This window comes from Methanoregula sp., from assembly GCF_049690535.1.
GTDB lineage: Archaea > Halobacteriota > Methanomicrobia > Methanomicrobiales > Methanospirillaceae > Methanoregula.
In genome coordinates, this window is record NZ_JBAVMX010000036.1 from 1 (window position 1) to 22,198 (window position 22,198).

General features: G+C 56.2%; 25 protein-coding genes and 3 tRNA genes. 9 read left to right on the forward strand and 19 right to left on the reverse strand.

Annotation, left to right across the window (positions count from 1 at the left end; all coding sequences use genetic code 11):
- A partial coding sequence (locus WCE46_RS03080; protein WP_424732239.1) for a metal-dependent hydrolase occupies positions 1-737 on the reverse strand: 737 nt, incomplete at its 3' end.
- Between the two features lie 216 nt (positions 738-953).
- On the opposite strand from WCE46_RS03080, the gene WCE46_RS03085 reads away from it, so the two are divergent.
- Positions 954-1,709, forward strand: coding sequence for a hypothetical protein (locus WCE46_RS03085; RefSeq protein WP_424732240.1), 756 nt, complete (start codon positions 954-956; stop codon positions 1,707-1,709).
- 170 nt (positions 1,710-1,879) lie between these two features.
- On the opposite strand, the gene WCE46_RS03090 is transcribed toward WCE46_RS03085, so the two are convergent.
- Positions 1,880-1,953, reverse strand: a tRNA-His gene (locus WCE46_RS03090).
- 255 nt (positions 1,954-2,208) lie between these two features.
- Between WCE46_RS03090 and infB the strand changes: the two genes are divergently transcribed.
- Both infB and WCE46_RS03100 read left to right on the forward strand, forming a co-directional pair.
- Positions 2,209-3,987, forward strand: a complete 1,779-nt coding sequence (infB, locus tag WCE46_RS03095; protein ID WP_424732241.1) for a translation initiation factor IF-2 — start codon at positions 2,209-2,211, stop codon at positions 3,985-3,987.
- 181 nt (positions 3,988-4,168) lie between these two features.
- Positions 4,169-4,603 carry a 30S ribosomal protein S6e gene (locus WCE46_RS03100; RefSeq protein ID WP_424732242.1) on the forward strand — a complete coding sequence of 145 codons (435 nt, stop codon included), beginning with the start codon at positions 4,169-4,171 and terminating at the stop codon, positions 4,601-4,603.
- Between the two features lie 503 nt (positions 4,604-5,106).
- Here the strand turns inward: WCE46_RS03100 and WCE46_RS03105 are convergent.
- The 6 genes from WCE46_RS03105 to hypB form a co-directional block, all read right to left on the reverse strand.
- On the reverse strand, positions 5,107-6,132 hold the full coding sequence (locus WCE46_RS03105) for a DNA-methyltransferase (protein WP_424732243.1): 1,026 nt from the start codon (positions 6,130-6,132) through the stop codon (positions 5,107-5,109).
- Between the two features lie 358 nt (positions 6,133-6,490).
- Complete coding sequence (locus WCE46_RS03110; protein ID WP_424732244.1) at positions 6,491-7,012, reverse strand: hypothetical protein; 522 nt, start codon at positions 7,010-7,012, stop codon at positions 6,491-6,493.
- A 114-nt stretch (positions 7,013-7,126) separates the two neighbouring features.
- Positions 7,127-7,588 carry a DUF2240 family protein gene (locus WCE46_RS03115; protein ID WP_424732245.1) on the reverse strand — a complete coding sequence of 154 codons (462 nt, stop codon included), beginning with the start codon at positions 7,586-7,588 and terminating at the stop codon, positions 7,127-7,129.
- Positions 7,585-8,007 carry a hypothetical protein gene (locus WCE46_RS03120; RefSeq protein ID WP_424732246.1) on the reverse strand — a complete coding sequence of 141 codons (423 nt, stop codon included), beginning with the start codon at positions 8,005-8,007 and terminating at the stop codon, positions 7,585-7,587. Before WCE46_RS03120 ends, WCE46_RS03115 begins: the two co-directional genes overlap by 4 nt.
- Positions 8,008-8,153: 146 nt before the next feature.
- Positions 8,154-8,531, reverse strand: coding sequence for a 30S ribosomal protein S8e (locus WCE46_RS03125; RefSeq protein WP_424732247.1), 378 nt, complete (start codon positions 8,529-8,531; stop codon positions 8,154-8,156).
- 117 nt (positions 8,532-8,648) lie between these two features.
- On the reverse strand, positions 8,649-9,296 hold the full coding sequence (gene hypB / locus WCE46_RS03130) for a hydrogenase nickel incorporation protein HypB (protein WP_424732248.1): 648 nt from the start codon (positions 9,294-9,296) through the stop codon (positions 8,649-8,651).
- A gap of 56 nt (positions 9,297-9,352) precedes the next feature.
- Between hypB and WCE46_RS03135 the strand changes: the two genes are divergently transcribed.
- From WCE46_RS03135 to WCE46_RS03155, 5 genes are all read left to right on the forward strand, one after another.
- Positions 9,353-9,628 carry a signal recognition particle subunit SRP19/SEC65 family protein gene (locus WCE46_RS03135; protein WP_424732249.1) on the forward strand — a complete coding sequence of 92 codons (276 nt, stop codon included), beginning with the start codon at positions 9,353-9,355 and terminating at the stop codon, positions 9,626-9,628.
- Entirely contained in the window at positions 9,625-10,278 is a 654-nt protein-coding gene (locus WCE46_RS03140; RefSeq protein WP_424732250.1) for a histidinol phosphate phosphatase domain-containing protein, read from the forward strand. Before WCE46_RS03135 ends, WCE46_RS03140 begins: the two co-directional genes overlap by 4 nt.
- Before the next feature lie 108 nt (positions 10,279-10,386).
- The gene (locus tag WCE46_RS03145) at positions 10,387-10,665 is read left to right on the forward strand and encodes an H/ACA ribonucleoprotein complex subunit GAR1 (RefSeq protein ID WP_424732251.1); all 279 of its coding nucleotides are present in this window, start codon (positions 10,387-10,389) and stop codon (positions 10,663-10,665) included.
- A gap of 15 nt (positions 10,666-10,680) precedes the next feature.
- The gene (locus WCE46_RS03150; protein ID WP_424732252.1) at positions 10,681-11,685 is read left to right on the forward strand and encodes a transcription initiation factor IIB; all 1,005 of its coding nucleotides are present in this window, start codon (positions 10,681-10,683) and stop codon (positions 11,683-11,685) included.
- An 81-nt stretch (positions 11,686-11,766) separates the two neighbouring features.
- Positions 11,767-11,838 (forward strand) — tRNA-Ala (locus WCE46_RS03155).
- Between the two features lie 87 nt (positions 11,839-11,925).
- On the opposite strand, the gene WCE46_RS03160 is transcribed toward WCE46_RS03155, so the two are convergent.
- Positions 11,926-12,108, reverse strand: coding sequence for a hypothetical protein (locus WCE46_RS03160; RefSeq protein WP_424732253.1), 183 nt, complete (start codon positions 12,106-12,108; stop codon positions 11,926-11,928).
- A 368-nt stretch (positions 12,109-12,476) separates the two neighbouring features.
- Here WCE46_RS03160 and WCE46_RS03165 point away from each other — a divergent pair.
- A tRNA-Ala gene (locus WCE46_RS03165) sits at positions 12,477-12,548 on the forward strand.
- Between the two features lie 27 nt (positions 12,549-12,575).
- Here WCE46_RS03165 and WCE46_RS03170 read toward each other — a convergent pair.
- The 10 genes from WCE46_RS03170 to WCE46_RS03215 all read right to left on the reverse strand — a co-directional run.
- Entirely contained in the window at positions 12,576-14,270 is a 1,695-nt protein-coding gene (locus tag WCE46_RS03170) for a glutamate--tRNA ligase (RefSeq protein ID WP_424732254.1), read from the reverse strand.
- A gap of 1 nt (position 14,271) precedes the next feature.
- Positions 14,272-15,237, reverse strand: coding sequence for a polyprenyl synthetase family protein (locus tag WCE46_RS03175; RefSeq protein ID WP_424732255.1), 966 nt, complete (start codon positions 15,235-15,237; stop codon positions 14,272-14,274).
- A gap of 15 nt (positions 15,238-15,252) precedes the next feature.
- A complete protein-coding gene (locus WCE46_RS03180; RefSeq protein WP_424732256.1) occupies positions 15,253-16,590 on the reverse strand; it encodes an RNase J family beta-CASP ribonuclease in 1,338 nt (445 codons plus the stop codon).
- Positions 16,591-16,685: 95 nt separating this feature from the next.
- Complete coding sequence (gene fni / locus WCE46_RS03185) at positions 16,686-17,765, reverse strand: type 2 isopentenyl-diphosphate Delta-isomerase (protein ID WP_424732257.1); 1,080 nt, start codon at positions 17,763-17,765, stop codon at positions 16,686-16,688.
- 4 nt (positions 17,766-17,769) lie between these two features.
- Positions 17,770-18,525, reverse strand: coding sequence for an isopentenyl phosphate kinase (locus tag WCE46_RS03190; RefSeq protein WP_424732258.1), 756 nt, complete (start codon positions 18,523-18,525; stop codon positions 17,770-17,772).
- Positions 18,518-19,387 carry a mevalonate kinase gene (gene mvk / locus WCE46_RS03195; RefSeq protein WP_424732259.1) on the reverse strand — a complete coding sequence of 290 codons (870 nt, stop codon included), beginning with the start codon at positions 19,385-19,387 and terminating at the stop codon, positions 18,518-18,520. The genes WCE46_RS03190 and mvk overlap by 8 nt, the downstream gene beginning before the upstream one ends.
- Before the next feature lies 1 nt (position 19,388).
- Entirely contained in the window at positions 19,389-20,177 is a 789-nt protein-coding gene (gene amrB, locus WCE46_RS03200; protein WP_424732260.1) for an AmmeMemoRadiSam system protein B, read from the reverse strand.
- 69 nt (positions 20,178-20,246) lie between these two features.
- Complete coding sequence (rpsB, locus tag WCE46_RS03205) at positions 20,247-20,858, reverse strand: 30S ribosomal protein S2 (protein ID WP_424732261.1); 612 nt, start codon at positions 20,856-20,858, stop codon at positions 20,247-20,249.
- A complete protein-coding gene (gene eno / locus WCE46_RS03210) occupies positions 20,855-22,042 on the reverse strand; it encodes a phosphopyruvate hydratase (protein WP_424732262.1) in 1,188 nt (395 codons plus the stop codon). The genes rpsB and eno overlap by 4 nt, the downstream gene beginning before the upstream one ends.
- Positions 22,043-22,055: 13 nt before the next feature.
- The coding region (locus tag WCE46_RS03215) for a DNA-directed RNA polymerase subunit K (protein WP_422190294.1) at positions 22,056-22,198 on the reverse strand (143 nt) is incomplete at its 5' end.

Genomic DNA, 22,198 nt, shown 5'->3' on the forward strand with positions numbered 1-22,198 from the left:
GCAGAACAGGAGGCGACCTCTTTTTGGCTCGTATTTCTGAATTTTTGGTAGCTCACCGGGTCGGTCATCCCAAGGCCGATCCGGTAGTCCCGTGCCATCCAAGCATCCCCGCTCTCGTAAACTGCAAGCCACCGCAGCGGGTTCACCTGCGGGATCGCCCACATAGTGCCGCGAAGCGCCGGCCGAGATGCAAGGAACGCGGCGAACCGAACGAGCAGGAACACAACAATGATCGTCCCGTAAGCGACCATCCCTTCCGCGAGAGTGACGACCCCCAGTGCCATCCAGATCAGGAAAAAGAGACTGACTGCCATTAAAAATATGCTCGGGCCCGGGAGGAGGAAAAGGGCATATTTCTTATCGGAGGCCGGGGCGAGGAGCGGGAGACCGGGCGTTGCCGGGAGATCCATGGCAATGTGCAGGAACGCGCCCGCGAGTACCACAACAAACCCGGCAGGGCCGGCGCGGACGAGGAGTGCCGGAGCGACGAGCCCTGCAAGGGCCGCAAGGGTGATGCCGGCATATGCGAGGACTGACATCACGACCGCGCCCGCAAGGCTGTGGGCGATCCCGCCGTGGATAAAGAGGTAGAGCGACGGGTGTCTGTTGGAGATGAGGGAAAAGAGCACATCGGTATCGATGATCACGGCACCAATTACTGCAAACGGAATGAAATGCGGGAACCCGAGAGCGTAAGCGAAGATGGCCGCGACAAGCGCGTGAGTAAGTGAGTCCACACGATCCGTTTACCGGCGAATCTACAAAAGGCTGCCCGTTCCTCAAAAAATTGTCGGGGACCCGATCGTAACGGGGGACCAGCACCGGCAGCACTGCTCCTGCCGTCGAAGGCAACAATAGAGGATCGATAGATATAACCTGGTGGTTACATCACCGGAAAGTTCTCAAAACCCGGATGATATAGTATAGAATTATCAGGGAGTGCCAAACCGGGTATGAAACTACGATCAGTCTGCCATATCCATAATCTGCAGGGAATCGGGTCACTTGTCCTGATCGTTCTCTGTATCGCCCTTGTCCTTGCGGCCGGGTGTACAGGTGCCGGCACGACCCCCCCTGCCCCGGCGGCCGCGGATGCCCTTTCACCATTTGTCACGCCGTCGGGATCCTCGGCCACGAAAGTATCCTTTGACCCCATTGTCGGGATCTGGAGGAGCACCGGCTCCGGGCACCAGTTCCAGATCGTTTTCGATGTAAATGGCAAAACGCAGGAGACGGATTCCAGCATCCCCAATGTGTGTTACAACGGGACGTGGATTCCCGCAGGGGACAATACGTATCTTGTGACCCGCGATACCGGGAAAAATACCCTCTGGATCCACGAAAGGTCTGCCAATACGATCTACAAACAGGAGGCTCCCAGTATCGTGTATTCCCTTTACCAGGGGACCGGCATGTCTGCGGGAAGCCCGACTGCAACAGCAGGGCCATCCGCAGTTCTTTCCGGGACCGGCAATATGATTGTGCCTTTCACCGCAACCGAATCCGGGTTATGGGTATTTACCCTGACCTACTCAGGCCCGAGTAATTTTATTGTCTGGCTCAATGATGACCGGGGCAACCAGCTGACTCCTCTCGCAAACAAAATCGGCGTGTATTCCGGGACAAAAACCCAGAGCCTGAACACGGGAAAATATTACCTGAACGTTACGGCAAGCGGCCCCTGGACCATCCAGGCATCGGTATCGTAACACCATTCCTCTTTTTAATTCCGAAGATTCGAAACCATTCACGCACAAAAAGAGCCTCACCTTTGAGCCTGCAACGCGAGAAATTTCTATTATTTTTCGATACCTGTTTATGAGGAAATATGCGTAAACAAGGCTCAAATTCAGGAATAGATTTTAACGAAAAGTAACAAGGCCAGGGCCGAGATTTGAACCCGGGTCGAGGGATCCACAGCCCCTTAGGATAACCAGACTACCCTACCCTGGCAGATGTTCCTGTTAATTTGGTCGTGGACTCTGATTAATTTAACTCCCTGCTCCACCAGGTACCCCCGCAACGGATGACCGGCCGGACCATGGACACTGTCCGGGAGCGATTATTAATAGGGTGGGGCGTCCATTAAGTTATCAGGTGGCCTTGACAGGATATTTTTAGGGGGGCATGCGGCATCGGATGATGCCGCGCCACGGATGATTTTTAATCCACTGTTATCAGGGCACATGCGAACGGAAAGGTGGGGATATGGCGGCAGACCCGAAGATCAGGACGCCGATTGTGTGCGTTATGGGGCATGTGGATCATGGCAAGACCTCGCTTCTTGACCGGATACGCGGCTCATCGGTTGTCGCATCGGAAGCGGGAGCGATCACCCAGCATATCGGGGCAACAATCGTCCCCATAGAAGCAATCCGCATGATGAGCGGGTCGATGGAGAAGATCCCCATCAACATCCCCGGCCTTCTCTTTATTGATACCCCGGGGCACCATGCGTTTACGACGCTCAGGGCCCGGGGTGGTGCACTCGCTGACATGGCGATCCTCGTTGTCGATATCAACCAGGGTTTCCAGCCCCAGACAATCGAGGCTTTGCAGATCCTGCGGAACTGTAAGACGCCGTTTGTGATAGCGGCGACAAAAGTCGACCGGCTTCACGGCTGGCGGATCAACAAGAATGAGTCATTCCTTTCGACATATGCAAAACAGAACGAGCGGGTAAAGACCGATGTCGAGACGAAAACCTACGAGATCGTAGGCAATCTCTCTGACCTCGGGTTTTCAGCGGACCGGTACGACCGGGTCTCGGATTTCCGGCGTAACCTTGCGATCGTGCCGGTGAGCGCCCACACGGGAGAGGGGATCGCCGACCTTTTGATGGTCATGATCGGGCTTGCCCAGCGCTACCTTGGAGAGGAACTCAAACTTGCGGTTGAGGGGCCGGGTTCCGGCACGGTCCTTGAAGTAAAAGAGGAACGGGGACTCGGAGCGACACTGGATGTGATCCTGTACGATGGCACGCTCTCGGTGGGCGATGAGATCGCGATGGCCTCACAGGATGATATCGTGGTGACCAAGGTCCGCTCGCTCTTGAAGCCACACCCATTAAAGGAGATCCTTGTTGAGGACAAGTTCGAGCATGTCAAATCCGTGGCGGCAGCAGCGGGGATCAAGGTCTCGGCCCCGGGCCTCGAAAAGGTGATCGCGGGTTCGCCACTCTTTGTTATCCGGGACAATATCGATGAGCTTTCAATCCGGATCAGGAAGGAGATGGAAGAGATCCACGTCAACCTTGCCGAAGAGGGCATCGTGATCAAGGCGGACACGATTGGCGCCCTGGAAGCGCTCTGCAAGGAACTGGAAGCAAAAAACATCAAGGTGATGCGGGCGCAGGTCGGCCCGGTGAGCCGACACGACCTGATCGACACCGAAACCATCAAGAACCCGGCGTTCCGCGTGCTCCTGTCGTTCAACACCCCGATTCTCCCCGATGCGGCGGAGATTATCAAGGACCCGCTCTATACGCAGGTGAAAGTTTTCTCTGCACAGGTAATTTACCAGCTCATCGACCAGTACGTCGCGTGGCGGGACGAGCAGAAGCGGATCGCGGAGAAAGCACAGTTCGAGCACGTGATGATGCCGGCGAAGATCCGGCTGCTGCCGGACTGCGTGTTCCGGCAGAGCAACCCGGCAGTGGTCGGGGTGCGGGTGCTGGGCGGGAAACTCCGGGGCGATGTCGACCTCGTCAAGCTGGACGGGAAGAAGGTCGGGCACCTGAAATCCATGCAGCTCCGGCAGGAATCAATCAAGGAAGCGGATGCCGGCCTTGAAGTGGCGATCTCGATAGAGGGCGCAACGATCGGCCGACAGCTGAACGTGGGCGACGATCTGCTCGTGGATCTTCCCGAGCGGCACGTAAAAGTGCTCGAACGTGAGATGCTCAAGAACCTGAATATCAGCACGCAGGAAGTCCTTGCCGAGTTCGTTGCGATCCGACGCAAGTCAGAGCCGTTCTGGGGCAAGTGAGCGGCCCCGCGAACCGGCATGTGTGGCTGCACCTTTGAGTGACGCGAGGATTTAATAGCGTAACGGTAGAATAACATAGGTACTTCACGTGCACAGGCGTTCTTGCGCCGGATAGCCGGAGAGTGAACGGGTCGCCCGTTAACGGGGGCAGTCCGGGATAAGTCAATAAGGAGAATCAAGCATGGTTGAGTTAAAAGTAGTTGTTTCAGACCCCAAGACCGGTCGCGCCTACAATGTTGATGCCAGCACCGGCGCAGCAGGATCGATCGTAGGGAAGAAAATCGGAGACGAACTTGACGCAGGCCCGCTCGGGCTTGCAGGCTATAAGATCCTGATCACCGGGGGCACGGACCAGACCGGGATTCCCGCGAGAAAGAGCCTGCCCGGCGCAGGAAGAAGGAGACTCCTGCTCGCGGAAGGCGTCGGGTTCCACCCGGTAATGGAGGGGGAGCGCAAGAGAAAGATGATCCGCGCCAACGAGATCACCCTTGAGTTCGTGCAGGTCAACGCACGCGTGACCGCGTACGGCGAGAAGACCCTTGATGAAATCTTCCCCAAGGTAGAGAAGGCCGAGGGCGAAGAGAAGAAGGCAAAAGAGAGAAAAGTCCGGAAGTAATTCCGCGGCTCTGATACTTTTTTCACGTTGTTGTTTTTGGTGCATTGGCGGTACGCTTGCGTATCTGCCGGTGTTTGCTCCCGGGTTCTGAATGGAGATTTTAAAAACGCGATCCCAGGGATTTTGCCCGGCCGTGGGCATCCCTGCATTACAATCTAATTTCAAGAGATTTTTCCGGCAGGTAAGTGCAAAACAAATTTCACTCAACGCCAGATATATTCCCTCCTGAAATAACCAGATTGTATGCAAACCAGGATCAAGTGTCCCAAAGGACTCAGGTACTCCTGCTGCAACTGCTGGTTCAGGGGCTGGTGCCCGTATTCCAACTGCAGTTAAGCGTATGAACACGGCCGGAGCCGGTTCGGCCGGAAAAATCCCTTGTCATGGGAGACCGGGTCGTATTTACCCTCTCGCGGGAGGAGACGAGAAAATATTCTTTTTGCGTTTAAATCGGAACGTGGCCTCGATCCGTCCGGTTGAACCGATCAGCCGCTGAAATTCTGTCATGTAAATTCTGAAAAAGTCTTTTTTGCCATTCTCTTTTTTTCTACACACCCGTTCTTTTTTAAGGCCTTCTCAATAGACCACCGGCCACGGCAAAACATCTCACCAAGCTGCGCGATCAACTCTTTTTTTGTCGTCCCTTTTGAAACGAGCCGCCCGTATTCTTCCTTCAGACGAATGCAATCTTCTTGTGTCCATGACTTGCCGTGATTTTCAGGAATACTTGCTACTGAATGCCGCAGCGAGGGAATAAAACAGCCGGGTCTTAACGTTTCAATCTCCTTGATCTTCGTGTCGAACATTTTTCTGGAGATCTCAAATCCAAGTACCCTGCGGTTGAGGCCCAAGGCAACTTTTGCGGTGGAGAAACCGCCAAGGAAGAAATCACAGACCAGATCTCCCTCGTTACTGCTGTACTGGATCATCTTGAAGAGCAGTTTTGCGGGGAGCTCGTTCTTGTTCTTGATCTGCCCGGGTTTATATTCGCGGTTGATAATCCAGACATCTTCGCGGTCGGTATTGTTGAGGGACCGGTTATCCCCGGATTTTTCATCAAGACCATACCGGGATTCAAGGTTGAATGTCCGGGTTCCTCCGGACTTTTCGTAAAACAGGATGTGGTAGTGGGATGAAACGTATTTCTGGCGGGTGAATACCCCGAAGTTATATTTCCAGATGATGTGGTTGATCTCTTTGAGGGTTGTTTTCCGTAATGCATTGAGAACATCGATGAGGTTGGTGTATCCGGATACGATGTAGATCGACCCGCCGGGCCTGAGCACCCGTTCTGCTTCCCGGATCCATTTCTCACTGAACTCCGCATACTCTTTTTGCGAGATCTCGACATATCCTTCAACGACAAAATCCTCGTTCCGGTTATAATGCTGGTGAAGTTTGTCCCCGTTAATCCCATACGGGGGATCAGTGATGATGAGATCAACGGAGTTAGCCGGGATGTACCGGGCTGCACCACGGATGCAATCGCCGTTGTAGAATGTACTGTTGTGGAGGATGACAGGCTTCATAATATGCGGGTTTTTAGTAATGTAGAGTGGGAGACGATGGTATTTGAGAGATGTGTGTTGAAGGGTACCGTGATAACCCGGGGGCCGTTCCTCCAGATCGTAACTCCCGAAATTTGACCAGAGACAGCATATCGCCCCCTACCGGTATTTTATACACGAGATCCCGGCACAACGTGTTTTAGAGATAAGAGGGTACGCTATCTTCAACCGAGATGCGCGATCAGTTCACGTGCTATATCGATACCTTCACACTAAATCCCGTTTGGCATCCATGGACAGTTTACGGTCAATTGAACCGAAAACGGTGATGTCAGTTAACAAAATCAGGAAAAAAATACGGGTCCGGGCCAAAGCCGGCTTATACGCCAGCTGTAACCGTAACCTTTCCGTAGGATGCGCTCGTGCTGTTGGATGCGAGCTGGCTGCCGTTCTTGTAGATACTCACGGTCAGCGGATGGGTGGCGGTATTGTCGTTTTTCTGGAAGACTGCCGTTACCGTGCCGGTGGCATTGGTCACCGGGTACATTCTGATTCCCGAGTCCGCTTCCTTTGTGGTTTCACCATTTGTCGTATAGGTACCGGTGAATCCGCCGATATAATCGACCTGAACATAGACGCCCGTGGCGGGGATGGTCACCGGTGTTGTTGTGACAACAACGATAGCAGACGATGACCCCGATGTACCGGACGATGTCGCTGCGCTTGTAGTCGTTTGCGCTGTCGCTGTACTAGATGCAGTGTGACCTGCTGACGATCCACCCAGACCGGTAAAGAAGAAGAGTGCAACGACCACGACCACAATAATACCAACAATCGTGGCAACCAGAAGCCACGGGATCTCGGGCGAGCTGCGTCTGCCCCCATGAATATGTGTTCGCATATATACCTGTTCCACGTTGGGTTTAATATTGTTTTTTAGAGCGAATCCGAGGTTGAAGGGAAAAAACAGGCGAAGATGACCCGGAAAAAGATCAAAGGACAAATAGGCGCGGGCTTACTCGTTCTTTAACGCAGCAGTCAGGGCTTCGCGCAAATCCTCGTACGGCACCCGGTATTGCTTTGCAAGCAGGACAAGCGCCGCCGGCGGTAGCAGGTTCCCGTCAAACCGTTCCTTAATGAGTTTGTTCATGCCGGCGACGACCTCTGTCTCCGGCACACCCCGGGCCTTCATGATCCGTCCGATCAGTTCCTGCGCAGGATCGTTTGTCTCGAAGACCGCCGATGTTGGCTTGAACCCGATAGGGATTGTCACGGTGGCCGGGTCAAAAAGGATCGTAAAGACGCCGTTTTCCAGCCGTATGAGTCCCGCCTCTTCTGCCCGCCTGAGCAGGATGGCCGCCTGGTCAGTGCTCATCCATTTCCGGTCGAGCGCGTAGTAATAGACCAGCTCGTTCTTGCGCATCCCGGTCTTTCTGGTGTGTTTGAACGGTGCGGCCACCGTGATCTGGAGGGTCAATTCGGGTTACCAAGAAGGATGTTTTTCACATCAAGAGCATCGAGACCTTCCGCAGCATTTTCCCGTGCGATGTCGATGTCGGTGCAGGTGTTCCGGTCGGTGAGCCGTACGTAAAAAACATCGTTTGCAATCGGGACTTTCCCGGCCCCGCGCAGGGCAAGTGCAAGCACCGAGACTTTGATGTCGGCAGCCTCCGTGATGACACCGGGGCGAAGGACATCGGGCGTGATATCGCCGAATTCTGCCCGGTTTGTCGCGATCTCCACTTTGACCTTGACCCGGACCAGTTCTTTGCCGGTGGTCTTGGTGGATTCCTGTCCGTTCAGATCTGCGATGTATTTCAGCGTTTCAGGAAACGTCATTCCCATCGCAAACGAGAGATCCACCCGTTGCGGGTAACGATAATAGATCCTTCGCATAGTTACACTATGGGAGAGCCAAACCTAAAAAAACAATTGCTGGTCCCGTGCGGGGATTCTGAAAACATGCACGATACCGCACGAGCGGTAAAGATACGTTTTCGTAAAATATGAATAAAAAAACGGGATATTCTTTTTTTTTTGGTTTATGCGAGTAACACCGCGTTGATAATGCCGTCCTGACCGGGGCGGCTCATGATCCGGGCGCGTCCGATCTCGGTCCTGACGATCGCTCCCTTGGTGAGGAGGTTCCGCCGGACATAGTTCGGGTTTGCGCCGTTCTCTTCAACGGTCTCGATCTTTACTTTCTTGGTCTCGCCGTTCGTGAGATTCGTCACGTTCGCGTAATCTGCACGCATGGACCGGACCTTGGTGTTCCCGCCAGTGGTGCGGATAATCTTCGCCCGGTTTTCACCGAGGTGCGTGTCTGCGGGTGCAAGCCCGACTTCAAATCTCCGCTTTCCCTGTGCCGGCCGGCGTCTGCCGCCGGTTACCTTCCGTACTGATTCTCCCTGCCACTGCATGGTGTTACTCCTTAAATTTTCTTTTTCCGGAAAAATCCCTTTTCCGAGAATGGTGCTCTATATATTCCTTTCAGAGTTATTTATACTATTTCCCGATCGGGACTGATTCCTGTCGCCTCACGCGAGGATGGCATCAAGAAGCGGTACGATATTCTCACCGGTCTTCATGTTGGTCTTGAACACCGGCATCTTCGGGTTGTACCGGTGGATGTCGGACTCCATCCGGGCGATGTTCGCGCCCACGAGCGGGGCGAGGTCAACCTTGTTAATGACCCCGATCGTGCAATCGCGGAACATCATCGGGTGCTTGTTGACTACATCGTCCCCCTCGGTCGAGCTGACGATCACAATCCTCTTCTCTGCACCGAGCCGGAAATCGGTCGGGCAGACCATGTTGCCCACATTCTCGATAAAGAGGATATCTATCTCATCCAGCGGGAGGTGCTCGATCGCGTGCTCCACAAGGTGGGCATCGAGATGGCATTCCTTGCCGGTGTTCGCATTGTAAGCAGGGATACCGGTCGCCACAATCCGCCGGAAATCATCGTCCCCATACACGTCGCCTGCAATTGCGCCGGCCCGTAACCCTTTTGATTTCAGGAGCGGGACGAGGCGTTCGATAAGCGCAGTCTTCCCCGACCCAATCGCGCCGAGCAGATCGAAAGCCCGTATGCTGTGTTCCTTTAAGTGCCGGGCGTTCCCGTCCGCAATCGCGTTGTTGACGTCGTAAACATCCTTCTCCATTCTGACGTCGATATGGTGCATGTCATTACTTTTTGAGCGGACAGTGTTTATATCTTGACCCCCATACTTTTTATGCAATGGAAAAAGGCGAGTGCATCCTGTATCCCTGCTATTTTAACGCCTCTCTCACCCGGGAGAAAGGACGACGGGTCCCACGCACGCTTGGCGCGAAAGGACCAGTAGCAGGAGATATCGAACAGGCATTAAAACGGCTCGGGATTGCCTGCCAGTCCGAGGAGCGCCACCACCCGGCCCACTGGGCCCGGCACGAAGGACGGGTCATCGCCACATGGACCGGGAAAAAAGAGGCACTCATCAAAAAAGTTGCTCGTACCATGGTGGTAAAACGGTGACCGGCCTCTACGATCTCCACACCCACACAATCCTTTCCGATGGCGAGATGCTCCCCACAGAACTGGTGCGGCGCATGGCTGTACTCGGGTATACCACTGTCGCCATCACTGATCATGTCGATACGTCCAACGCAGTGTCAGTAGTAAAAACGCTTCTTGACGTGCAGGAATCAGCCCGGCTTTTCGGGGTCCGGCTCCTGTGCGGGGTCGAGATCACTCACGTGCCCCCGTCTCAGATCGCCGCGGTCGCCCGGCTGGCCCGCGAGGCCGGGGCGGAGATCGTACTCGTCCATGGGGAGACGACCGTTGAACCGGTTGCACCCGGCACCAACCACGCGGCCTGCACATGCGATGATGTGAATGTGCTTGCCCACCCGGGTCTCATCACGCACGAGGACGCCCGGCTAGCCCACGAGAACGGGATCGCGCTTGAGATCACCTCCCGGGGCGGGCACAACCGCACGAACGGCCATGTGGCACGTATCGCACGCGAAACTTCGTGCCAGCTGGTCGTAGATTCGGATGCGCATGCACCTTGCGATCTGCTGGACAGATCGAGCAAACAGTGCGTAGCGGAGGGGGCCGGGCTGACCGTTGAGGAATCTGCGGGCATCATGTCTTTAAATATCGATAAGTTCCTCCGTTCCTGAAATTTCTATTTATACTTTCACGGAACGTTTAAATACCGTGAGGTTTCACATATATAGATTACTAAATTAATTTAGTACTTTGTTATACTCCCCGGGGGTGTCTTTAGAGTGAAGGTTGTTGGTCGAGCGATGAGCACCTATGGCAGCCGGATGGTCATCATCCAGTGCGATGCCGCCCAGCTCCCGGGATTGTACAGCGAAGTGATGGACCGGAGGACAAAACTGGTGGGAAAGATCATGGACGTCTTTGGGAACGTGAAGTCCCCCTATGCCCTTGTCCTCACCCATGGCCCGTGCAGTGTCGCACCGGGTGAAAAAGTATTTGCGAAGGAATCCAGTACCCCAAAAACGACCCGTTCTGGATCATTTAGGACTACAGTAAGATAACAATGGTGAAGCCGGATGCAGGAAATTGAAAAATTAAAACTCCTTCAGACTGAAAGAGAAGCGCTCAAATCGCGTATCAAAGTAAAAGAGTCAGAAAAGAAAGCCGAGAACCACACCGAGACGGTCTGTCCCGAGTGCGGCAGCCGGCAGCTGGTGCACGATTACGAGCGGGCAGAACTGGTCTGCCAGAGCTGCGGGCTTGTGATCGATGATGATTTTATCGACCGCGGCCCCGAGTGGCGTGCGTTTGATCACGACCAGCGCATGAAGAGATCAAGAGTCGGCGCCCCGATGACCTTTACAATCCACGATAAGGGTCTGTCCACGATGATCGACTGGCGCAACCGGGACTCGTACGGCCGTGCGATCTCTTCGAAGAATCGTGCCCAGCTCTACCGTCTCCGCAAGTGGCAGCGCCGGATCCGTGTCAGTAATGCGACCGAAAGGAACCTCGCGTTCGCACTCTCGGAACTCGACCGCATGGCCTCGGCACTCGGCCTCCCGAGAAACGTACGTGAGACCGCCGCCGTGGTCTACCGTGACGCAGTGGACAAGAACCTGATCCGGGGCCGGAGCATCGAAGGCGTTGCGGCAGCGGCGCTCTACGCGGCCTGCCGGCAGTGCAGTGTCCCGCGGACACTCGATGAGATCGCCGAAGTGTCCCGTGTCTCAAGAAAAGAGATAGGCAGGACGTACCGGTTCATCTCAAGAGAACTCGGCTTAAAACTCCTCCCGACCTCCCCGATAGACTACGTGCCCAGGTTCTGCTCCGGGCTCACGCTCAAGGGAGAGGTCCAGAGCCGTGCAGTCGAGATCCTGCGCCAGGCCGGGGAACGCGAGCTCACGAGCGGCAGGGGCCCGACCGGTGTCGCGGCTGCGGCGATCTACATTTCGTCCATCCTTGGCGGCGAGCGGCGTACCCAGCGTGAAGTGGCAGAAGTGGCCGGCGTCACCGAAGTCACGATCAGGAACCGGTACAAGGAACTCGCAGAGAAGCTCGACATCGAGATCATTCTCTAAATTTTTTTTCTTTTTCCCGTGGGGGTACCCCAACACAGCAACAACTATATTCCATCCGCGGGAGAATTGTAATACCACATCGGGCTCGTAGATCAGGGGTAGATCGCTACGTTCGCAACGTAGAGGCCGCGGGTTCAAATCCCGCCGGGTCCATTCGTTTTTTATTTGCCGGGGTCTGGCCTGAACCCGATCTGTTTCTTCAGACACAAAAAAGACCCAAAAAAATTTTCACATGACACTTTACTTCGCGGTGAGCGTCTTTACCTCACTCTCAAGCGTCTCCCTGAGGCGCTGCACAGCCTCGTTCATGTCGTTTGTTGTCGTAACCGTGAACAGGTTGTCGGTCTTCACATCGTGGTACGTGACGATGTATTCGATCTGGCCGTCCTTTGCCTTCTTTGGTTCAATGATCAGTTTTACCATACGGTTATCTCCGTCTTTTTTTAGGGGGCATTCCCCAAGCATGATTAAGTTCTTGGGCATTAGTGTTTTATAAAATCTTCATCTTCGGCAATACTGCACCCCCCACCGGCAAAAAAAGGAAGCTGCAACAGCTGTCGTGGGAGATCCCGGGCGGATACGAAAATTTCAACACGGTTCCCGGCCACCACTGATCTCGCGCTCTGACCGCATGTGCGGCCGTGCTGTGTGCCACCCGCTTTACGATCTATTACAAGCATACACACTCATAAGCCTGCAATCGGGAGCGATCTCCCGTTTCCTCTTTTCTTACAAAGGCAGATCAGTAACAACTATAAGCAAGCCGCAGAAAAAGTATATGCCACACTAAAGGGCTCGTAGATCAGGGGTAGATCGCCACGTTTGCAACGTGGAGGCCACGGGTTCGAATCCCGTCGAGTCCATTCGTTTTTGTATACTTTTTTAAAAAATTATGTGTGGGTGAAATACGCTAAGACGCCGGATTCACTGACCGTATCGATCCGGACAAACCCGATCCGCTCGAACTGTACAACCTTCCCCTGTTCTTTTGCCACGGCAGGTTCGCACACGCCTTTCATCTCGCCTTCCATCGTGAGGAGCGTACAGGGCAGTGCCTGCTCTGCCGGCAGCCACTGGATGATGTGCGCCTTTGCTGCACGGGCATCGGCAAGCGAATCTCCACCGTATGAAAACGAGGGTATCTCCCTGTCCCACGAAATCTTCACGTTGAAAAGATCCTTGAGTCGCACCATCGCTGTATCCGGCCCAATCTCGGTTTTTGGCAGTACAACCGTCCCTTCGAACGGGAGTTCCCGGTTCCCTTTCGACGCATCGCCGGGATGGAGCATCGCATGCGCCGTGCGGCACGGAGCGCCCTCCACGACAGCGGTGACCGGCTCCGGGACAAAGAAATACCGGTTTGCAACCGGGTCAACCAGTTTCTTGTTCTCCGCGTAGAGGTTGTCCCACGAGAACGAGATGTCAGTATCGCCGATACCAATTGCAAGCATTGCATTTTTCACGGCCTCGGGGCTGATCCCCCTGCGGGCAAGTGCCCGGAGCGTCCCGAGATGGATGTCATCCCAGCCGGTATACTTCCCCTCGTTTATCCCAAGGTGCATCTGGGAGGTGGAGAGCACCACACCCTCGATGCCCATCCGGCCGTAGTGCCGGTAGACCGGCACCTTCCAGCCGAAGTGGTCGTAGATGTAGCGCTGGCGCCGGGTGTTTGCAATATGATCCTTACCCCGGATCACGTGCGTCACGCCGAGCAGGTGGTCGTCAGCAACGACCGAGAAGTTCATGAGCGGGTAGACCCGGGCATCCCCCACTTTCGGATGACGCGGGGCATCAAGGATCCGGAAGATCGGGTAGTCACGCATCGCCGGGTCTGGATGGAGGAGATCGGTCTTGACCCGGACCGAGGCCTCGCCCTCTTTAAACCCGCCCTCAAGCATCCTCTCCCAGAGGGACAGTGCCGTCTCGACGGACTGGTCGCGGCAGGGGCAGGCAGTTTTCTTGTCCTTGAGCGCCTTGAAGTGCTCGTTCTCGCACGTGCAGACGTATGCTCCGTCGCGCTCGATGAGCTGTTTACAGAGATCGTAATAGAGGGGAAACCGTTCGCTCTGGGTGACCGTCTCGGTGATCCCGAGGCCCAGCCATTTGATGTCCTCTTTTACCATCTCGTAGGCTTCGGGGTCGACCCTTTTCGGGTCAGTATCCTCGATACGGAGGATGTACCGCCCGCCGTACTGCTTCACGTAGGCGTCGTTGAGCGCTGCCGCCCGGGCGTGCCCGATATGGAGTGGCCCCGAAGGATTTGGCGCAAACCGCATGACCACTCCATGCTCTGCGCCTTCGAGTTCGGGGAGCACTTTCTTGTGCTCGTGCTTCTCGTGGAGCGCGGCAAACATCTCCGGCGAGAGGGACTGGAGTTTTGCCACCCTTTCCTCGGGAGAGAGGGCTGCCACATCGGCAATCGCTTCCTTTGCGGCAGCGGCCACTTCCTTTGCCTGCTTGCGCATCTCGGGGTGAGCACCCATCACCATCCCCATCACCGCACCTGCCTGAGGCACGCCGCCATGCTTTACGGCATTCTGGAGTGCACACAAAAACAGGGCGGACTTGATCTCGTCCGCTGCCATCCTAGAAGCTCCGTGTCACAAAAAATTCGCCGACATCCATGAGAAGCTGGCGTTCCTTTGAGGCCGGGAGCACCATGAGCAGCCGGTTGCTGTCTGCGACAAGCCCTGCTGCCTTCTTTTTTACCGCGTCAATGACACCGGAATCGGTGAGTTCCCTGATCGCGGCTTTTATATCGGCTGGCGAGAGCTTGCGCCGGTATTTCAGGAGATCGATACCTTCTTTCCGGGCAATAATCATGATAAGTGTCTGCTTGCCTTCCCGGAGATCGGAACCCTGGTCCTTGCCGCTTTTTTCCGCAGGTGTCAGGAGATCGATGAGGTCGTCCTGTATCTGGAACGCGATGCCGGTGTTGAGACCGAACTGGTAGAGCGCCTTCACCTGCCGCTCGTCCCCGCCTGCGAGGGTGCCGCCGATGGCTGCGGCTGCGGCGTAAAGCACACCGGTCTTCATCTCGACCATCTTCATGTACTCTTCTTCGGTCACATCGGTCCGGTGTTCGAAAGACATATCCATGTGCTGGCCTTCGCAGATGTCTGCGCAGGCACGGGCGAGGAGCGCAGTCGCCCGCACCTTCGCCGCCTCGTCGGCCTTCGCCTGCGAGATGAACTCAAACGCCCGGGCGTACAGGACATCCCCGGCAAGAATGCCGGTCGGCATGTCCCATTTCGTATGGACCGTGGGTACGCCCCGGCGCAGAGAGTCGCCGTCCATGATATCGTCATGGATGAGGGTGAACGTATGGGTCACTTCGAGCGCGAGCGCCGCGGGCATAATATCGGAGGAACTCCCATGTCTTACCGCTTCTGCCGAGAGCATGACCACTGCGGGGCGGAGCCGTTTACCGCCGGCATTGAGCAGGTGGGCGGACGCCTTGTTAAGTTCCCCGGGTGCATGGTTGAAGTACTGGTCAATCATGCCGTCAATCTGGTGTGCGACCGATTTCAGGTACGGTGAAAGTTCCGACATCGTGATTCCTCGATTTTAATTTAACTTGAGCCGCTGGCCGTTCTGCATGAGATGCACATCGTTACCCAGCGTGTACCCGAGCTCGCCGGTAAACTCAGCATATGAGGCAGTCATCCTGACATTCCCGTGGGCCGGGATGATGTGCTGCGGGTTTAAGAGGCTGACAAACTCGTAATGATCCTCGCGGAACGCGTGCCCGCTCACGTGAAGATCCTCAAAGAGCCGGGCGCCTGCCATTTTCAGGTGCGCTTCGACCATATACCGCTGTCCGAAGTTCATCGGGTTAGGGATCACGTTTGCGGAAAAGAGCACCTTGTCGCCCTTTGCAAGCTGATACGGGGTGTCGCCAAGAGCAATCCGGGTCAGGATGGATCCTGGTTCTCCCTGGTGGCCGGTGATGATGGGGAGGAACTTCTCTTTTCCTGCCTTCATCATACGGCGCAGGGTCCGGTCGACCGTCCGCCGGTTCCCAAAGACACTCGTGTCCTGGGGGAACGAAACGAGTTTCATCTGTTCTGCCGTGACCGAGTACTTCTCCATCGAGCGGCCCAGAAGCACCGGCTTACGGCCGATCTCGTGTGCACACTCTGCGATGGTCTTGACCCGTGCGATATGGGATGAGAAGGTCGACACAATAATGGAACTTTTATCGTCCTCGTAACTGGTCATGACATCCCGGACAAGGTCCCGTGCGGTCCGCTCACTCGGGCACCGGCCGGGCCGGTCGATATACGTGCTCTCCACGATAAGCGCGAGCACGCCTTCCTTTCCAATCTGGCGGAACCGGGCAAAGTCCGGAGGTTCGCCGATGACCGGGGTCCGGTCAAGCTTGAAATCGCAGGCGTAGACGATCGCGCCATGCGGGGTGTGGAGCACCGGCGTCACGGTATCGATGATCGAGTGCTGGGTCCGGACAAATTCGAGCACCAGGTGCTGCGAGATCGTGTACCGCTGCCCGGGTTTGAGCGCGAAGAGCTTGTTGTTAACCCCGAACTTCTGCTCGCCCGAGATCTGCTGCCGGATCAGTTCCACGGCATAAGGCGCGGCGATGATCGGCGCGTTGTACCGGTGTGCCAGTTTCGGGATCGCCCCGATATGATCGAGATGCCCGTGGGAACAGACGATCGCCTTTACGGTCCCCTCGACCGAGTTCATCATCGTATCGTCAGGTATCGCCCCAATCTTGATCAGATCGAGGGAATGCATATTCTCAAGTTCCGCATCCTCATGGATCATCATCTGATCCAGGCGGAGTCCCATGTCAAAAATGACAATTTCCTTTCCGCAGCGGACAGCGGTCATATTTCGCCCGACCTCGTTGTATCCGCCCACTGCAATAATTTCTATATCCATGTTTTTTCTCCTTGTTTTTTTGTCGTGCAGGTATTTTTTTTAGAAAAAGCCTGCTCTTGTGTTCCGCATTTTTGATCTGTCAGGTCAGTCCTGCATCATGCAGGATTCCCGTCATCCATCATCTGCCGGGTCTTCCCCGTAATAAAGAGCCGGGCCCTGCGCAAATCGCGCACCCGTGCAGCGCCGCACAGGAACATCGAGCCCACCAGTTCGCGGTGGACCGTCTCGATCCTGCAGGCAAGCGCCTCATCGCTCTCAAGGGCCGGTTTCAACAGCGGAAGCGCCATACCGCAGAGATCGGCCCCGAGGGCAAGGCTCTTTGCCATGTCAATGCCGTTCCTGATACCACCCGATGCGATCACCGGGCTTCCGGTACCTGCCACTTCGGCAAGGCTCACGGCCGTGGGGATACCCCAGCCGGCAAAGTCCTCGCCAAGTGTCTTGAGGCGCTTGTCCTGTGCATTCCGGCTCTCATCGGCACGGACGCTCTCGACTGCCGCCCACGAGGTGCCACCCCAGCCGCCAATATCGATGGCCCGGGCACCTGCACCCCAGCACTGACGGGCAACCTCTTTTGAGATCCCGCACCCGGTCTCCTTGACGATCACCGGGGTTTTTATCTCCGCACAAAGTGCGGCAATCGCGGCAAGGCAGCCGGTCGCGTTGTGGTCGCCCTCCGGCTGGATGGCTTCCTGCAGGAAATTGAGGTGGATCGCTATCGCATCCGCATCAATTATTTCGACGGCTTTTTCTGCCCATGCAGTCCCGTGGTCGCGGAGCTGTACGGCACCGAGGTTCGCGACGAGAAACGCATGAGGCGCCTCATCGCGGACGACCGAAAACGTATCCGCAAGATCCGGGCTCTCAAGCGCTGCCCGTTGCGAGCCGACGCCCATCCCCAGATCGAATCGTTCGGCGATCCGGGCAAGGCGGGCATTTGTCTCTTTTGTTCCCGGATGACCACCGGTCATTGCCGAGATAAAGAGAGGGGATGAAAGGGTATGGCCCAGAAACCGGGTAGACAGGTCGATCGTGCGCATGTCGCATTCCGGCAGCGCATTGTGGACCAGCCTGACCTCCCCAAACCCTGTGTCACCGGACTCGACGTCCTTTTCCGCGCAGATGCGCAGGTGGTCGAGCTTGCGGGACGACGTAAATCGTTTCTTATCGGCCATACCCTTACACTCCCCTCACTTTTGTCCCGCCATGGTCGTTTCCGGCAAGGAAATCCCCAAGACGCGAGACATGGAATATGTCTGCACCGATGCCTGCTTTGGCAAGCCCGAGCAGTTCGTCAATTTTCCCTTTCATTCCACCGGTTACATCGGTGTGTGTCGAGTTGCCGATCTGGAGTTTTGGCACGGTCTCCGGAGTAATCTCCGGGACAACATGCCCCCCATCCAGCACTCCCGGTACATCGGTGGCGAGTCCCACGCGGGTGCATTTCAGTGCAACCGCGAGATACCGCACGAGCTGGTCGCCCGATACGATGCAGGCTCCGCGTGAAAGGTCCATCACCACGTCGCCGTGGATCACAGGAACCATCCCGAGCGCGAGCATCTGTTCGAGATGCCGGCTCTCGAACGTGACGAGCCTGCCCTTGTCTGCGACACCAGCATGGAGCGGGTGGACGCCAAGCGCCGGCACGCCGGCTTCCCGCAGGGCGCCCGTAACCGCATCATTCAGGGCGCTGACAGCGCGGTGGGTCACGTAGATCCCTTCTGTCTGCCCGGTGACTGCGCCCTTGTCAAGGTGGTACCGGTGCGCTTCGGGGTGCCCGCAGGAACCGGCGCCGTGGACAACAATAATCCGGGCTGCGGGTACACCGGCAATGGCCGCCGCAATCCCGGCAAGTGCAGCCCGGTTAACCGTGCAGTCTGCACCCTTGTCCGTGATCACGCTGCCGCCCAGTTTGAGAATGATCCGGTCAGACATTCTTCTCCTTCCGTACTCCTTCTGTGTCGATACCGGTCACGATCGCCCGTGCATCGCAGGCCTGGACCGCATGGGCGACCCGGTGCAGGATCGGCTTTGCGCAGAGAGCCACCATGCATCCCCCGCCACCGGCACCCGTGAGTTTTGCACCATACGCCCCGGCTGAACGGGCAGAGAGCACAAGCCGGGAGAGCTGCGGGTGCCCGACACCCAGAGCATCTAAGAGCGCGTGGTTCATGTTCATGTACCTGCCCAGTTCCTTGGGATTGTTCAGGTGGTGGATGGCGGCGAGGCTGACACCCTCGATTGCATCCAGGATCGGATCGACAATCTTCGGATTGCTCTTTTTGAGGTCAGAAACCTGCTCAACCATCTTTGACGTGCTGTGCGAGACCATTGAGTCGCCGATCACCAGATGCATGTTCTGGGGGGGGAGGCGCCGGCGCGATCCGCCGGTAATAAGTACGATCCCCCCGTACGCGGAAACCGTGGTATCCGTGGGGCTCGCCCGCCCTTTCTGCACCGTTTTTTCGATCTCGAATGCCATATTTGCGATATCTTCCCGGTTTTTGCCGATGGCAAACTCGTCGTTTATGGCCGACAGCGTTGCGACCGTTACTGCCGCAGAGGACCCGAGTCCCGAGGAACTGGGGATCTGCGAGTTGATGTACACGCTCCCGACGACGCCCATCGCTTCAAAGCACCCGTCGATATAGGGGGATTTTGCCCGCTGGGGGCGCCGTGATTTTCTCACGGTCACAAAGACACGGGGCTTGATTGCCATGGCGATGCCAGGCTTTCCGTATACCACTGCATGCTCGCCGAACAGAAATACCTTGCCCGGCGCACTCCACGTTGCCAACCTACATCACCGCAATGGCTGCGTACCCCACGACCGCGTTATGGTCGCCCGAAACATCGCCACTGGTCCCATAGCGGATCAGCCGCCCGGATCGTGCCCCCATGCACATGCATGAGGAGACCATGGCGCTGATCGGGCCGTACCCGCAGGCCGTAACGCGTTTCTCCCGGATACGCCGGTAGAATTCCTTCACGTCAAGCGTTGTAAGCGCACCGATCGCGTAGAGATCCCCGTCTTTTGCCTGTGCCTCGGGCACGTAGTGCGAAAAATCGCTGGACGCGACGATCCGGATATCCCTTTTCGTCAGCCTTTGAGCCGCGACAATCTTTTCTGCAACCACCGCGGCATGGGCGGGATCCTGCTCACCCATCATCACCGGTACGACCCGTGATCGAGGGAACCGGTACTTGATAAACGGCATCTGCACTTCGATCGAATGCTCCTCCACATGGGATAGCTCATCGACCCCGATATCCAGCGCCCCGACAAACTCCGTGTCGGTATCGACAATCCCAAGGGGGGTTTCCCACGGCAGTGCGGAGACACTCGTGAGATACCCATGATGGGAAGGACCGATAACGACAAAAGTTCCGGAAAAATCAGGGGCTATGGTGGAAAACGCGTGGGCTGCGACCTGCCCGGAGTAGACGTACCCGGCATGAGGGCAGACAATCCCAAGGGAGTTCCCGCCCGGAACAGTTCTGGAAAAGAAATCTTCCAGCAGCTGCCCGAGATGGGAGGGATCCTTGGGGTAGAACATGCCCGCAACTGCGCATGAACGCGTCTTCATCGGATCAACCCTCTGGTCGTTCTGTTATATGTAACGATCGATCCAAAAAGGGGATCGATGGGGATCGCATCAGATCTCGGATTCGAAATCTTCCATGGTAAGAGCCGTCGAGATCCCACGCAGGCGCAGCATCTCACGGGTCAGGAGGAAGTAGATCATCGAGAGCGCTTTCCTGCCCTTGTTGTTTGTCGGGATCACGAGATCGACGAACTTGGTCATATTGTTGGTATCGCAGAGCGCGACAACCGGGATACCGCACTGGACGGCCTCGTTGATAACCTGTGCATCACCGATCGGGTCGGTCACAACGATGACTTTCGGCTCGATATACCCGTCAAGGACGGGGTTTGTCAACAGGCCCGGGATGAACCGGCCGGTCGCGGACATGGCGCCAATGGTGTCGGCGAATTTCTTGGCCGGGTACTGGCCGTACTGCCGGGAGGTGACGACGAGGACATCGGGTGCCTCGTACTGGTTTAAGAACTTTGCAACGGTCTTGATCCGGGCATCGGTTTCGCGGATATCAAGGATATAGAGCCCGTCACCGCGGACGCGGTAGATGAACTTCTTCATGTCCTCGCTTTTCTGCTGGGTACCGATGTGGACACCGGCTGCCAGGTACTCCTCGACGGGGATGAGCGGTTCCTTTAATTCGATTTCCATCTCGTTTACTGGGGTCATAGTTGTTCCTCTATGCGAATGAGTTCGTTTAATTTGGCAATGCGTTCGCCGCCAACTATTCCGCATTTTAAGAATACGCAGGAGAAAGCGGTGGCGAGGTGTGCAATGGTGGTATCCGTGGTCTCGCCGGACCGGTGACTCATCACCGTGTCCAGACCATGGGTGTGAGCGAGGCGGACGGCCTCAAAGGTGTCGGAAAGGGTCCCGACCTGGTTTGGCTTGATGAGGACGCAGTTTGTAGAACCGGTCTCGATGCCCTTCTCTATGCGGTCGACCTGGGTAACAAAGATGTCGTCCCCGCACAGCAGGCACTTGTCGCCAATCTGGCGGTTGAGTTCTGCAAACCCATCAAAGTCGTCTTCGTGGAGAGGATCTTCGACATAGACAAGGTTGTATTTGTCGACGAGCTCGGCGATATACGCGATCTGGTCCTCGGTCGTGCGGACACGGTCGCGGTACTTGTATCCCGTGCCGTTCCACATCTGGCTCGACGCAACGTCGATACCCATATCGACCGAAACATTCATCTCGTCAGCCACGCGTCCGGTTGCCTCGGCAATGAGCTCAAATGCGAGGGCATCATCAATCTGCGGTGCCCATGCACCCTCATCACCCTTGCCGGCGGCAATTCCTTTTTTCTTTAAGAGTTCTTTGACGTTCTTGTGGACAGCGGCGTTCGCGAAGACTGCCTCCTCGACATCCGCTGCGCCCCCGGGAACAATCAGGAATTCCTGGATCTCGGTCGCATTTGCTGCATGTGCACCGCCACCGATAACGTTACCGAGCGGGAGCGGCATCTCATTGACAAACGCCCCGCCCAGGTACCGGAAGAGCGGGAGCCCGAGCGCAGAAGCGGCGGCCTTGGCATTTGCAAGGGAGAGCGCGACTGCCACGTTTGCCCCGATCCCGGAGAAATCGGCAGTCCCGTCGATATCACGGAGCTGGTCGTCAAAAGATTCCTGATCGGATGCGTCCATCCCGATGAGTGCAGGAACAAGGTTCTGAACCGCATTGTCGATTGCCTCTTTGGGGGGCAGGACTTTTGCTTCCGCCGCACCGGTGCTTGCACCGCTCGGTGCTGCTGCCCGGCCAAAACCGCCGGTCGTGAAGATCTCAGCTTCGACCGTCGGGTTTCCCCGGCTGTCAAGGATCGTCCGCAGCTCGATTGCCTCAATGGTCGTCATGCGCCTGTTCCTCTCATCGTCTCTTTACAGTAATGGGGATAACGTTCTCGTTGAATTCCTCGATGGCGATCTCCAAAGGATCGATCCGTGAAGTAGTGACTAGTAACGGAGCACCCATTGATATCTGCAGAGCCCTTGCTCCAATAATCCTCGCCC